The 13,600-nt window shown below is 51.9% G+C and carries 11 protein-coding genes; all 11 read left to right on the top strand.

Annotation, left to right across the window (positions count from 1 at the left end; translation table 11 throughout):
* The first annotated feature begins 197 nt into the window (after positions 1-197).
* Complete coding sequence (locus tag WKJ04_RS15510) at positions 198-2,489, top strand: ABC transporter permease subunit (protein WP_337881239.1); 2,292 nt, start codon at positions 198-200, stop codon at positions 2,487-2,489.
* 12 nt (positions 2,490-2,501) lie between these two features.
* Positions 2,502-4,163, top strand: a complete 1,662-nt coding sequence (gene pstA, locus WKJ04_RS15505) for a phosphate ABC transporter permease PstA (RefSeq protein ID WP_337881238.1) — start codon at positions 2,502-2,504, stop codon at positions 4,161-4,163.
* 45 nt (positions 4,164-4,208) lie between these two features.
* Positions 4,209-5,030: a phosphate ABC transporter ATP-binding protein PstB gene (gene pstB, locus WKJ04_RS15500; protein WP_337842197.1), complete on the top strand. Its 822-nt coding sequence runs from the start codon at positions 4,209-4,211 to the stop codon at positions 5,028-5,030.
* A 27-nt stretch (positions 5,031-5,057) separates the two neighbouring features.
* Positions 5,058-5,768 (top strand): phosphate signaling complex protein PhoU, encoded by a 711-nt coding sequence (gene phoU, locus WKJ04_RS15495; RefSeq protein ID WP_337881237.1) that lies wholly within the window; start codon positions 5,058-5,060, stop codon positions 5,766-5,768.
* A gap of 208 nt (positions 5,769-5,976) precedes the next feature.
* Complete coding sequence (locus WKJ04_RS15490; protein WP_337881236.1) at positions 5,977-6,651, top strand: TIGR00153 family protein; 675 nt, start codon at positions 5,977-5,979, stop codon at positions 6,649-6,651.
* Between the two features lie 19 nt (positions 6,652-6,670).
* On the top strand, positions 6,671-7,939 hold the full coding sequence (locus tag WKJ04_RS15485; RefSeq protein ID WP_337881235.1) for an inorganic phosphate transporter: 1,269 nt from the start codon (positions 6,671-6,673) through the stop codon (positions 7,937-7,939).
* Positions 7,940-8,091: 152 nt separating this feature from the next.
* Positions 8,092-9,003 (top strand): LysR substrate-binding domain-containing protein, encoded by a 912-nt coding sequence (locus tag WKJ04_RS15480; protein WP_337881234.1) that lies wholly within the window; start codon positions 8,092-8,094, stop codon positions 9,001-9,003.
* A 99-nt stretch (positions 9,004-9,102) separates the two neighbouring features.
* Positions 9,103-10,137, top strand: a complete 1,035-nt coding sequence (gene queA / locus WKJ04_RS15475) for a tRNA preQ1(34) S-adenosylmethionine ribosyltransferase-isomerase QueA (protein WP_337881233.1) — start codon at positions 9,103-9,105, stop codon at positions 10,135-10,137.
* 92 nt (positions 10,138-10,229) lie between these two features.
* Positions 10,230-11,360 carry a tRNA guanosine(34) transglycosylase Tgt gene (gene tgt, locus WKJ04_RS15470; RefSeq protein WP_337881232.1) on the top strand — a complete coding sequence of 377 codons (1,131 nt, stop codon included), beginning with the start codon at positions 10,230-10,232 and terminating at the stop codon, positions 11,358-11,360.
* A 30-nt stretch (positions 11,361-11,390) separates the two neighbouring features.
* Positions 11,391-11,729, top strand: a complete 339-nt coding sequence (gene yajC, locus WKJ04_RS15465) for a preprotein translocase subunit YajC (protein WP_337881231.1) — start codon at positions 11,391-11,393, stop codon at positions 11,727-11,729.
* A 13-nt stretch (positions 11,730-11,742) separates the two neighbouring features.
* A complete protein-coding gene (secD, locus tag WKJ04_RS15460) occupies positions 11,743-13,593 on the top strand; it encodes a protein translocase subunit SecD (RefSeq protein ID WP_337881230.1) in 1,851 nt (616 codons plus the stop codon).
* The last annotated feature ends 7 nt before the right edge of the window (positions 13,594-13,600 follow it).

Genomic DNA, 13,600 nt, shown 5'->3' with positions numbered 1-13,600 from the left:
CTTCGAGGGGCCTACTGCAAAGCCACCTTCTTCAGAAGGTGGATTCTTTACTTGGATCAGAAGCTTAGTCTGAACCTGCAACTAAATATTTCAGTTAAGTTTCAGTTGTGTGACAAAAATGGCCCGATGTAATATTTCTGACACAAAACTGAACTATAGTTGCGACCATTAAATTAGTCACTGGTGGTATCGCAACTATGCATTCAACCCAAGCTAACCAGGAGCAAGCAGAAGTGACTTCTGTGCAGTCCCTGTTACCAACCGGGGAGAGCCGGGCCCGTTTACGGCGCTGGCGCTCTGCCAAAGATAAAATCTCCAAATACGGCATCAGCTTTGCCGGCATCAGTGTGGTGCTGGCTTTTGCCACTATTTTTGTTTACCTGTTTTCTGAAGTGGGCCCTATGTTTTCGTCGGCCTCTGTGGAACAGAACAAAACCTACCAAAGCCCGGTGCAAAAGCCGTTGTTCAGCAGTCTGGAGCGGTATGGTGAAATTGCTCTCTCTGTGACTGACCAGGCTGAACTGGTGTTTTTCAGTGCGCAAAGCGGTGAAGTGAAACAAAAAGTTCAATTGCCATTGCCCGCTGGTGTGACAGTGAGCTCTTTTGGTAAGGCAGATCCCAGAACAGGTACTTTGGTCCTGGGGTTGTCTGACGGTAAAGCTTTTGTCGTCAAACATGAGTACCTGCTGAGTTATCCAGAAGACCTGCGTCAGATCAGCCCGAAAGTCAGTTACCCGCTGGGGCAGGAGCCTGTGCAGCTGGACCCGATGGGGCAGGCATTAACTGCGGTGGCCATTCAGGAAAAAGACGAGAACCGGGTGCTGGCCGCTTATACCGCAGACGGTCGTTTACTGCTGACCTCGCTGGTGGCGGAAACGGCTTTTCTGACGGGCGAAACCACAGTGGTCAGCACCGACTATCAGATACCGGATGCTCCGGCTTCCGCCAGCCGGCTGCTGATTGACAGCACTTTCCAGAGTCTGTTTGTGGCCGATGAGCAGGGGCAGATCCACTACTACAGCATTCAGGACCCAGCCCATGCCCGTCTGGTGCAGAAGGTGGCCGCTGTGGCTTCGGGCCAGAAAATTACCGCACTGGAGTTTTTGGTCGGCACTGTCTCCCTGATTGTGGGCTCGTCCGATGGCCAATTAAGTCAGTGGTTCCTGGTACGGGATGAGCACAATAACTTTGATTTAAAGCACATTCGCAGTTTTGAACAGCACCCGGCTGCTATTAGCCAGATTGAACCTGAGTATTCCCGCAAAGGCTTTTTGGCCATCGACGCCAAAGGCACTTTGGGGATTCACTATGGCACCTCGGCCCGCACCTTATTTTTAGAGGCGCTGGACGATGGCATTGAGGCAAGCCAGATCGCTGTCTCTCCTATCAACACCAGTCTGCTGGTGCTGACGCCACAAGGCCAGACGGTGAACTATGAACTGGACAATGCTCACCCGGACGTGTCCTACAAAGCGCTGTGGAATGAAGTCTGGTACGAAGGCCGTGCTCAGGGCGAATACATCTGGCAAGCCTCGGCAGGGTCAGATGAATTTGAAGCCAAAATGAGCATGGTGCCACTGGCACTGGGGACTTTAAAAGCGGCTTTTTTTGCCATGTTGTTTGCCACCCCGCTGGCCATTATGAGTGCCATTTATGTGGCGTACTTTATGACGCCGGCACTGCGCGGCAAGGTCAAGCCAACCATTGAAATTATGGCGGCCCTGCCAACGGTCATTCTGGGCTTTCTGGCTGGTTTATGGCTGGCGCCTTTTGTTGAAGAGTATTTAAGTGCGGTCTTCGCCATTTTATTGCTGATGCCTTTTGTGATGCTGCTGGTGGCGTACCTGTGGCGTTATATGCCGGAGTCCGTGCGTAATAAACTGGGCCTGGGCTGGGAAGCCGCTATTCTGGTGCCTGTGATTATGCTGTTTGGTTATCTGGCCGTCAGTTTAAGCCCGGTGATTGACCATAGCTTCTTCGGCGGCAGCCTGCGTCAGTGGTTTACCGACAATGGCATGAACTATGACCAGCGTAACGCGCTGATTGTAGGTATTGCGATGGGCTTTGCGGTGATCCCGAATATCTTCTCTATTGCGGAAGATGCCATTTTCAACGTGCCGCGGCATTTAACCCAGGGCTCGCTGGCGCTGGGTGCTACACCCTGGCAAACCATGGTGGGTGTGGTGTTACCGACGGCAAGCCCAGGTGTATTTGCTGCTGTAATGGTGGGATTTGGCCGCGCTGTGGGTGAAACCATGATAGTGCTGATGGCAACAGGCAACAGCCCAGTGGTGAATTTCAGTATCTTCGAAGGTATGCGTACCTTGTCGGCCAATATTGCGGTGGAGCTGCCGGAAACTGCAGTGGGCAGTACCCACTTCCGCGTATTGTTCCTGGCTGCGCTGGTGCTCTTTGTGTTTACCTTTGTATTTAACACGCTGGCGGAAGTGATACGCCAACGTTTACGCCAACGTTTTAGCAATCTGTAAGGGGCCGTAGTCATGAGAGCTTGGTTTAGATCAGGAACCCCCTGGATCTGGTTAAATGGCGGCGCTATTGCGCTTTGTCTGGTGATGGTGATTGGTATTCTGGGCCTGATAGCCGTACGCGGAGGCAGTCACTTCTGGCCTGCGGATTTACAGCAAACCCAATGGACGCCTGAGCAGGGCGAACCTAAAACCATTTTGGGTGAAATGGTGCGCTCAGAACTGGTGTCGGCCACTATGGTGCGTGAAGCCGGTGCCACAGTGCCGGAAGGCCGTGACAGCGTGACCCGTTACTTAGTGAAAGTGGGCAACCGGGATGTCTACGGCCGTGATTTCGCCTGGTATATGGATTACGAAATCAGCGGCTGGACCACTCCGCTGGGGGCCATTGCACTGGAACGGCGTGAACGCGGTAATTTTTATGGGTTTCCGCTGCGACTGACCGAAAATGGCCAGGTGATTGCCGAAGGTGCTGCTTTATGGGGTGAACTGCAACAACGCATTGAGCGGGCCAACCAGATTTTTGCTGAAATGAAGTCGATTGAGAAAAATGAGATTTCTCAAATCAACAATGGTATTGAAAAACTGCGGCTGAACGAGCGCAAGCTGGTGTTGAATAAAGCCAGCGACGCTGAGCTGGCCGCCTTTCGTGCCGAAGCCGACGCAGAGCGTCAAGCCTTAAATGCCGACTATGAGGTGATCCAAAAGCGGTTGGACGAACTGCGTGCGCAGTCGAACCGCGATCAGCTGATTGCCCGTACCGGCGATGGCCGGGAAGTCAGCATTTCGCTGGCCAATATTGTGCGTGCACATCTGCCGAACGATATGACGGTGATGGAAAAGCTAGGCCAGTATTTTGTGTCCGTTGGTAACTTCCTGTGGGATGAACCACGCGAAGCCAATACCGAAGGCGGTATTTTCCCGGCGATTTTCGGCACCGTCACTATGGTGATCCTGATGTCCATTATCGTGACCCCCTTTGGTGTGCTGGCCGCTATTTACCTGCGTGAATACGCCAAACAAGGCCCCTTGCTGAAGATTATCCGCATTTCGGTGTATAACCTGGCGGGCGTGCCTTCCATCGTGTATGGCGTCTTTGGTCTGGGTTTCTTTGTCTACATTATGGGCGGCAGCATTGACCAACTGTTTTACCCGGAAGCCCTGCCTTCTCCGACCTTCGGCACGCCGGGTCTGTTCTGGGCCTCATTAACCCTGGCGTTGTTAACCTTGCCTGTGGTGATTGTGTCCACCGAAGAAGGGTTGTCGCGTATTCCCAGCACTATCCGTATGGGCAGTCTGGCATTGGGGGCGACGAAATCAGAGACTTTATGGAAAGTGGTGGTACCACTGGCGACACCGGCCATGATGACAGGTTTGATCCTGGCGGTCGCCCGTGCTGCAGGCGAAGTGGCACCGCTGATGCTGGTGGGGGTGGTGAAACTGGCGCCGACCTTACCTATTGACGGTAACTTCCCCTTTATCCATTTGGAACAGAAAATTATGCACCTGGGCTTCTATGTCTTTGATGTGGGGTTCCAGAGCCCGAACGTGGAAGCATCCCGGCCGCTGTTGTATGCCACAGCGCTGGTACTGGTGGTCCTGATTGTGATCCTGAATATGTCGGCGATTTATCTGCGTAACCGCCTGCGTGAGAAATACCGCAGTGATTCGGACTAACCGCCACTGATACGTCAAACACGAGCTGAATTAACGAATTTTTAGATGGTAACCAACATGACTCAAGACAATCTGACTGTCCCTGTAGAAAAAGAAATCAGTCTGACCGACGAAAAAATCAAACTGCAGGTCAATGATCTGAAACTGTATTATGGGGATTCGCTGGCGCTGAAAAGCATCAATATGCAAATCCCGGAGAAGCGTGTGACGGCCTTTATCGGTCCTTCAGGCTGCGGTAAGTCGACCTTGTTGCGTTGCTTTAACCGGATGAACGATTTAGTCGATATCTGCCGTATTGAAGGTCAGATCCTGATGGATTCGCAAAATATTTACGACCCGAAAGTGGATGTGGCCGAGCTACGTCGTCAGGTGGGTATGGTGTTTCAGAAGCCAAACCCCTTTCCGAAAAGCATTTATGAAAACGTGGCGTACGGCCTGCGCCTGCAAGGCGTGAAGGACAAACGTATTCTGGATGAAGTGGTGGAAAACTCACTGAAAGGTGCGGCTCTGTGGAATGAAGTGAAAGACCGTCTGCACGACAACGCTTTTGGTCTGTCCGGTGGTCAGCAACAACGTCTGGTGATTGCGCGCGCTATTGCGATAGAACCTGAGGTTCTGCTGCTGGATGAACCGGCCTCGGCGCTCGACCCCATCTCCACGCTGAAAATTGAAGAGCTGATTTATGAGCTGAAAGACAAGTACACCATTGTCATTGTTACACACAATATGCAGCAGGCGGCGCGGGTATCGGACTATACTGCCTTTATGTATATGGGTGATTTAATTGAATTTGATGCGACCAACCGGATGTTTACCAACCCGTCGCAGCAACAGACCGAAGACTATATCACCGGCCGTTTCGGTTAATCAGGGCCTGACATCCAGGAGTAGCATATGGATAAAATGAATCTGACTAAACACATCTCCAGTCAGTTTAATGAGGAGATAGAGCAGGTCCGCAATCACGTGATGGCGATGGGCGGTTTAATCGAACAGCAACTGGCTGATGCGCTGAATGCGATAGCCGGTGGCGATGCTGATTTAGCCCGTCAGGTGATTACCAACGATCTGAAGGTGAATGACTGGGAACTGAAGATTGATCACGAATGCACCCGCATTATCGCCAAACGCCAGCCGGCCGCCAGCGATTTACGTTTGATTATGGCCATCATCAAAACCATTTCCGACCTGGAACGTATTGGTGATGAAGCCGAGCGTATTGCCAAAGTGGCGCTGGAATCCTTTAACAGTGCCCAACAGGATTTGCTGGTGAATCTGGACAATATGGGCCGTCATGTTGCGCAAATGCTGCACGACGTATTAGATGCCTTTGCCCGGATGGACGTGGAAGCCGCTTTAGCCGTGCACCGTGAAGACAAAAAAGTCGACCGTGAGTACGAAGCCATCACCCGTCAGCTGATGACGTACATGATGGAAGACCCACGTTCTATTCCTAAAATCATGAATGTATTGTGGTCCGCCCGTTCGATGGAACGTATTGGCGATCGCTGCAAAAATATTGCTGAGTACATAGTGTTTCTGGTCAAAGGCAAAGACGTCCGTCATGCCGACGAGGACAAACTGGAACAGGATGCCCGCAGCTGACATTTTTCCGTTAAAAAAGCGCCTTGATTTCAAGGCGTTTTTTTTATGATTTCACGTCAATTTGTCATATAAAACCACTATAAAAGGCGCAAAAGCATTGACTTAGGCTAAATTGATCCAGGCATGCTTTTTAGCGTTTTTATTGCGGTTTGATTGCAGTACAATGCGCGCCGACATTGGTCCACCTAACAACATGAGGCACTTTTTTATGCCAAATCATTTTTTGGCGGTTTTTGCGAAGTCCCCAATAAAACCTATTGAGGAGCATATTCGTAAAGTCCATGAAGCCAGCAAATTATTGGTTCCGTTTTTTGATGCAGCTTATGCCAAAGACTGGGATCAGGCGGCTGAAGTACGTAAAGCTATTGTTGCTATGGAAAAAGACGCTGACAAATTAAAACGGGACATTCGTGTGCATTTGCCACGTGGCCTGTTTTTACCTGTCGACAGAACGGATATTCTGGAATTGGTGTCCCAGCAGGACAAAATTGCCAACAAAGCAAAAGATATCACCGGCCGGGTGCTGGGTCGCGAGCTGGAAATTCCTGCCCCTATTCAAACCGAATTTAAAACTTACCTGGAGCGCTGCCTGGATGCTGTGGCATTGGCGAGTGAAGCCATCAACGAGCTGGACGAGTTACTGGAAACCGGTTTCCGTGGCCGTGAAGTGGATTTGGTGATCAAGATGGTCGAGCGCATCGATGAAATTGAACACGACACGGACCAGATGCAAATCAGTCTGCGCAAATTTGTGCGCAAAGCCGAAGCAGAGCTGAACCCCATTGACGTGATGTTCCTGTACCGAACCCTGGAATGGGTGGGGGATCTGGCAGATACGGCTCTGAAAGTAGGGTCGCGCCTTGAAATCATGTTAGCGCGTTAACTCCGGGAACTTTTTAGCAATGGAAATTTTATCTCAGTGCGGTTTTATCCTGATCCTGGTGGCCGCCCTTTTTGGTTTTATTATGGCTTACGGTGTGGGCGCCAACGATGTGGCCAACGCCATGGGCACCTCTGTGGGGTCGAAAGCGCTGACGCTGAAACAAGCGCTGATCGTGGCAGCCATTTTTGAAGCCTCTGGTGCCTGGTTAGCGGGCGGTGAAGTCACCTCCACCATCCGCAGTGGCATTGTGGATGCTGAAGCCTTTAACGCTGTGCCTGAACTGCTGGTCTACGGTATGATTGGTTCGTTATTAGCAGCCGGTACCTGGTTGTTAGTTGCCTCCCATTTTGGCTGGCCTGTGTCGACGACGCACTCTATTGTTGGCGCCATTATTGGTTTCGCCTCTGTGGGTGTGGGCACTGAATATGTGCACTGGGAAGAAGTCAGCAGCATAGTGGGCAGTTGGGTGGTGACCCCAGTGTTGTCCGGTATTCTGGCGTACCTGATTTTTATGAGCGCACAGCGGCTGATTTTTGACACCGAGCATCCGCTGGAAGCGGCGAAAAAATACGTGCCGTTTTATATGGTGTTTGCCGCCTTTATTATGGCTTTTGTCACTGTCAGTAAAGGTCTGAAACACGTCGGTCTGAAACTCACTACGGGCGAAGGTCTGGCCCTGTGTGTCGCCATAGCGCTGGTCATTGGTCTGATTGGTAAAATTGCCATCAGTCGCCTGAAAATTGATCCGGAAGCCGATAAAGAAATGCACTTCACCAACGTGGAGCGGATCTTCGGTATTCTGATGATTTTCACCGCCTGCTGTATGGCTTTTGCTCACGGTTCAAACGATGTGGCCAATGCCATTGGTCCTTTGGCGGCTGTGGTCGGTATTATTCAGTCTGGTGGACAAATTCTGGATAAAGTGGCGCTGGACTGGTGGATTTTACCTTTGGGCGCTGTTGGCATCGTGCTGGGTCTGGCGACTTTAGGGGCCAGAGTGATTCGGACCATAGGTGAGAACATTACGCACCTGACGCCAAGCCGTGGTTTTGCCGCTGAAATTGCTGCCGCCAGTACAGTGGTGATCGCCTCTGGTTTAGGTTTGCCTATTTCCACCACTCAGACGCTGGTCGGTGCTGTGTTGGGCGTAGGCCTTGCCCGTGGTATTGCCGCGCTGAACCTGAGTGTGATCCGCAATATCTTTGTGTCCTGGGTGGTGACGCTGCCTGTGGGCGCAGCCCTGGCGATTCTGTTCTTCTACCTGATCCAGGCCATTGTGGGCGCTTAACCGCCTCCGCAATAAAAAACCCGGTTTCGACCGGGTTTTTTATTGCCCGCTTTTGGCTATCCCCCCGCTTCAGCGACGAAAGACAGAGGGCTGGCTATTTGGTTTGTATTCGATTAAATTGGAGAAAAGCCAGTTTCTGATTGGAATTAAAGATGAAACGAGTTCCCAGTATCAAGCAGCTGCAATACCTGTTGGCGTTGCACGAACATCAACACTTTGGCAAAGCCGCTGAAGCCTGTTACATAGGTCAGTCGACTTTAAGTGCCGCTATTGCCAATCTGGAAGAAACCCTGGATGCGCAGTTGCTGGAGCGGGATCACAAAACCTTTATTTTTACCCCTCTGGGTGAAGATGTGGTGCGTCAGGCACGTTACATCGTAGAACAATGCGAAGAACTGGCCGAGTTCGCCAAATGTCAGGGCAAGCCAATGGCCGGGCCACTCCGTCTGGGCTGTATTCCGACCATAGCACCTTTTGTTTTGAGTGAAGTGATGGCGTTGGCCAAGGAGCGTTTCCCGGAATTGCAATTGTTGCTGCGGGAAGACACCACGGAAAACTCCTTACGCTCTCTGATTGAAGGCCGGCTGGATTTGGTGTTGCTGGCGTTGCCTTACGACACCGGTACTTTACATACCCAGGTGCTGGCGCAGGACCCTTTTAAGCTGGTGTTGCATCAGGACTGGCTGGACCGTGGTTTTGAGCAGGATATCAGCCAGTGGCCCGATGAAAGCATCTTTTTGCTGGAGCGCGAGCACTGCATGACAGGCCATGCGGTCAAGGCCTGTGAGCTGGAAGACAACCGCAAAGTGAACCCCTTTTTCGCCACCAGTCTGCACACCTTAACCCAAATGGTGAACAACAAACTGGGGGTGACTTTTATGCCGCAAATGGCGATTAACAGTGGCTTGCTGGCTGGCACTGAGCTGGTGGCACAAAACCCGGGAGCCAGCCAGGCGCATCGCGATATTGGCATTGCCTGGCGTCCTACTTCCAGCAAACTGCGCAGCTACCGGCAAATGGCCCAATTGATTGCTGAAGTGCTGCAGCATAAATGCACGGGTTAACCGCCAAAAGCCTTGTTGTTCCAGTCTGAGCTTTGTACACTGCGCCGGCCTGTGCATCCGGTGCAGGCCTTAGTTTGTCGGTAAAGCGGACTGAACCTTATGCATATCAAAGAATTCTCTTTTGAGCTGCCCGAGCAGCTGATTGCCCGTTTCCCTAAAACAGAACGTTCCAGCAGTCGTTTGCTGAAAATGGACCGCCATAGCGGTGAATTGCAGCATCTGGTGTTTACCCAACTGCTTGATCAGGTCCGGCCCGGGGATTTGCTGGTATTTAATAATACCCGCGTGATCCCGGCCCGTTTATTTGGTCAGAAAGCCTCAGGCGGTAAAGTCGAGATTTTGCTGGAGCGTATGCTGGATGAGCGGCGTTTTCTGGCACATTGCCGCGCCAGTAAAGCGCCCAAACCTGGCACTGACATTCTGCTGGATGAAAACACCCGACTGACCATGCGTGAGCGGCATGACACCTTGTTTGAGCTGGAGCTGCAGGGGGACGAGCCGTTGCTCAGTATGCTGGAACGCATAGGCCATATGCCGTTACCTCCTTACATCGACAGGCCGGACAGCGAAGAAGACAAAGAGCGTTACCAGACTGTCTATAACGAAAAGCCCGGAGCTGTGGCGGCGCCAACCGCTGGTTTGCACTTCGATGAGCCCTTGCTGGCGGCGCTGAAAGCCAAAGGCGTAGAAACGGCCTTTGTTACTTTGCATGTTGGGGCAGGCACTTTTCAGCCAGTACGGGTCGACAATGTGCTTGAGCATAAAATGCATGCTGAATACATTGAGGTGGGGCAACAGGTGGTCGATGCCATTGCCGCCTGCAAAGCACGTGGCAATAAGGTGATTGCTGTGGGGACCACCTCTGTACGTTCGCTGGAATCGGCGGCGCAAATCGCCAAAGCGCAGGGCTTGCCACTGCAGCCTTACAGTGGCGACACCCAGATCTTTATTTACCCTGGTTACGAGTTTCAGCTGATTGATGGCCTGGTGACCAATTTCCATTTACCGGAGTCCACCCTGATTATGCTGGTCAGCGCTTTCAGTCAGAAAGACTATGTGATGCAGGCCTATCAGGTGGCGATTGAACAGCAGTACCGCTTTTATTCCTATGGCGACGCCATGCTGATTATTTAGCCCTTTGCAAGCAGGGTAGGGATCCGTCCTGCCTTCTGCTACAATCGGGCGCGACGAGCCGGACTGTTTTTCTGGCCTTATGAGGTAACAACGTGAAATTTGAATTATTGACCACAGACGGCAAAGCCCGTCGTGGCCGTCTGACCTTTGACCGCGGTGTGGTCGAAACGCCTGCCTTTATGCCAGTCGGTACCTACGGCACCGTCAAAGGCATGACTCCTGAAGAGCTGGACGCCACAGGCGCTCAGATTTGCCTGGGCAACACCTTCCACCTGATGCTGCGTCCTGGCACCGAGATCATTAAGAAACACGGTGACTTGCACGACTTTATGCACTGGCACAAGCCAATTCTGACCGACTCCGGTGGCTTTCAGGTGTTCAGCCTGGGTGAACTGCGCAAGATCAAAGAAGAAGGGGTGCATTTCCGCTCACCGCTGAACGGCGAAAAAATTCTGCTGACACCAGAAAAGTCCATTCAGGTGCAACGTGACCTGGGCTCTGACATTGTGATGATTTTTGACGAATGCACACCCTACCCGGCGACAGAAGTGCAGGCGAAGAAGTCGATGGAGCTGTCATTGCGCTGGGCCAAACGCAGCAAAGATGAACACGGTGACAGCAAATCTGCTTTATTTGGCATTATTCAGGGCGGTATGTACCCGCACCTGCGTGACATTTCGCTGGACGGTCTGGAACAGATTGGCTTTGACGGTTATGCCATTGGTGGCTTGTCGGTGGGGGAACCGAAAGAGGAGATGATTAAAATCCTCGACCATACCACGGATAAAATGCCGGCGAACAAACCCCGTTACCTGATGGGGGTTGGCAAACCTGAAGACATAGTCGAAGCGGTGCGCCGTGGTGTGGATATGTTCGACTGCGTGATGCCAACCCGTAATGCCCGTAACGGCCATCTGTTTGTCAGTACGGGGGTAATTAAGATCCGCAATGCCAAACACAAAGACGATACCTCGCCTTTGGATAAAGAATGCGATTGCTACACTTGTAAAAATTATTCCCGTGCATATTTACATCACTTAGACAGATGCAATGAGATACAAGGTGCCAGGCTGAATACCATTCATAACCTGCACCATTATCAAAAACTGATGCAAGGCTTACGTGCGGCCATTGCTGATGGCAAACTTGAGGCTTTCGTCGAAGAGTTTTATCAGAAACGCGGTATGCAGGTTCCTGCGCTGAACACTGCAGTCACAGAATAAATTTTTAAATTTAACTTTAGGGGACATGTAATGAGTTTGTTTATTTCCAATGCCTATGCCAATACACCAGCCACAGCACCACAAGGTGGCGGCTGGGACCTGCTGATTATGCTGGTGGCTTTTGGTCTGATCTTTTATTTCCTGATCTACCGTCCACAAGCCAAACGGGTGAAAGAACACAAAAACCTGATGTCTGCGTTGGGCAAAGGTGATGAAGTGCTGACCCAGGGGGGTCTGGTGGGCCGTATTGCCAAAATTGCCGATGATAAAGACTTTGTGGTGGTGGCGCTGAATGACACCACGGAAGTGACAGTACAAAAAGCCTCTATTGCCGCCGTGTTGCCGAAAGGCACCATGAAGTCACTGTAATAAGGACAAACCCGTGTTAAACCAGAATTCAATCTGGCGGTATCTGCTGGTCATAGGTGTGTTGGTGGTGAGTCTGTTGTACGCACTGCCAAACATCTACCCCAATGATCCGTCCTTACAAATTAACGCGACCCGGGGCGGCGAAGTCAGCCAGGAAAATGTTGAGCAGTTGACCAAAGCCTTGGCCGAACATGGCCTGACGGCCAAGTCGGCACAGCTGGAGAAAGGTCAGTTACTGGTGCGTTTCCTCAGCACAGAAGACCAGTTAAAGGCCCGTGAAGTAGCGACCGCTGCGTTGGGGGATAACTTCGTGACCGCGCTGAACCTGGCGCCGGCTACACCAGCCTGGTTGGATGCTATTGGTGCTCAGCCAATGAAACTGGGCCTGGACTTACGGGGTGGTGTGCACTTCCTGATGGAAGTGGATATGAAAACCGCGATGGAAAAAAACGTCAACGATCTGGTGGCCGTATACCGCACTGATCTGCGTGAAGCCAAAGTGCGTTACCGCGCTATTACCGCCGACCTGGCCAATCAACGGGTGCTGCTGAGTTTCCGCAATGCAGAGGATTTAGCGGCAGCCGAAAAAACCTTATCCGCCAAAGACCGCGATATGCTGTTTACCCAAGCGGACGAACTGACCCTCATTGCGGCCTTCAGCGAATTGAAACTGAAAGCCCTGCGTGAAGATGCGGTCGCACAAAACATCACTATTATCCGTAACAGGGTCAATGCGATTGGCGTGGCTGAACCACTGGTGCAGCGTCAGGGGGCGGAGCGTATTGTGGTGCAGTTGCCTGGTATTCAGGATACAGCCCGTGCCAAAGAAATTCTGGGGGCCACAGCCACGCTGGAATTCCGGATGGTCGATGAAAACGCTGATCTGGCCAGTGCTCTGGAAGGCCGTATTCCGCCCAATGCGGAGCTGTACCATGATCGTCAGGGCCGCCCTGTACTGCTGCAAAAACGTGTGATGCTGACGGGTAACCATATTATCGGTGCCAACAGCAGCTTCGACGAATACAGCCGTCCTCAGGTGAATATCGACCTGGATGCCAAAGGGGGGAACACCTTCTCTCAAGCCACCAAAGAAGCTATTGGGAAGTCCATGGCGACCGTATTCATTGAATACAAGCCAACCGATAAAAAGGACGAAAACGGCCGCACCATTCTGGAGAAAAAAGAAGAAGTCATTAACGTGGCCACTATTCAGGCCCGTTTAGGCCGTTCTTTCCGGATCACTGGTGTAGACAGCCCGGCGGAAGCTCAGAACCTGGCGCTGCTGCTGCGTGCTGGTGCCCTGATTGCGCCTATCCAGATTGTGGAAGAGCGTACTGTAGGCCCGAGCCTGGGTCAGGAAAATATTGAACTGGGCACCAATGCCATTCTGTGGGGCATGATTGTCACCGTGATCTTTATGGGGATTTACTACAAAGCTGTGGGTCTGGTCGCAAACCTGGCACTGGCCTGTAACGTGGTGGTGCTGATTGGGGTGCTGTCGATGGTGCCTGGTGCCACTCTGACGCTGCCTGGCATGGCTGGTATTCTGCTGACCATAGGGATGGCGATTGACGCCAACGTACTGATTAACGAGCGGATCCGCGAAGAACTGGCCTCAGGCCGTTCAGTGCAGCAGGCCATTCATGAAGGTTACAACAGAGCTTTTGCCACTATTACTGACTCCAACCTGACCACCTTCCTGGTGGCGCTGATCCTGTTTGGTCTGGGTTCAGGTCCGGTCAAAGGCTTTGCGGTGACTCTGGCTTTGGGGATTGTCACCTCTATTTTCACCGCTGTGACTGTATCGCGGTTGTTTGTGAATCTGATTTGGGGTGGTCGCAAGGTTGACCGCTTACCTATTTAAGGACTGC

This window comes from Rheinheimera sp. (assembly GCF_037442345.1).
In the GTDB taxonomy this organism is placed as follows: domain Bacteria; phylum Pseudomonadota; class Gammaproteobacteria; order Enterobacterales; family Alteromonadaceae; genus Pararheinheimera.
This window is presented reverse-complemented; position numbering and strand designations above follow the sequence as displayed.

Excerpts from the sequence above, each read along its gene's own strand:
- WKJ04_RS15510 (WP_337881239.1), top strand. The coding sequence starts at position 198 with ATGCATTCAACCCAAGCTAACCAGGAGCAAGCAGAAGTGACTTCTGTG.
- pstA (WP_337881238.1), top strand. The coding sequence starts at position 2,502 with ATGAGAGCTTGGTTTAGATCAGGAACCCCCTGGATCTGGTTAAATGGC.
- pstB (WP_337842197.1), top strand. The coding sequence starts at position 4,209 with ATGGTAACCAACATGACTCAAGACAATCTGACTGTCCCTGTAGAAAAA.
- phoU (WP_337881237.1), top strand. The coding sequence starts at position 5,058 with ATGGATAAAATGAATCTGACTAAACACATCTCCAGTCAGTTTAATGAG.
- WKJ04_RS15490 (WP_337881236.1), top strand. The coding sequence starts at position 5,977 with ATGCCAAATCATTTTTTGGCGGTTTTTGCGAAGTCCCCAATAAAACCT.
- WKJ04_RS15485 (WP_337881235.1), top strand. The coding sequence starts at position 6,671 with ATGGAAATTTTATCTCAGTGCGGTTTTATCCTGATCCTGGTGGCCGCC.
- WKJ04_RS15480 (WP_337881234.1), top strand. The coding sequence starts at position 8,092 with ATGAAACGAGTTCCCAGTATCAAGCAGCTGCAATACCTGTTGGCGTTG.
- queA (WP_337881233.1), top strand. The coding sequence starts at position 9,103 with ATGCATATCAAAGAATTCTCTTTTGAGCTGCCCGAGCAGCTGATTGCC.
- yajC (WP_337881231.1), top strand. The coding sequence starts at position 11,391 with ATGAGTTTGTTTATTTCCAATGCCTATGCCAATACACCAGCCACAGCA.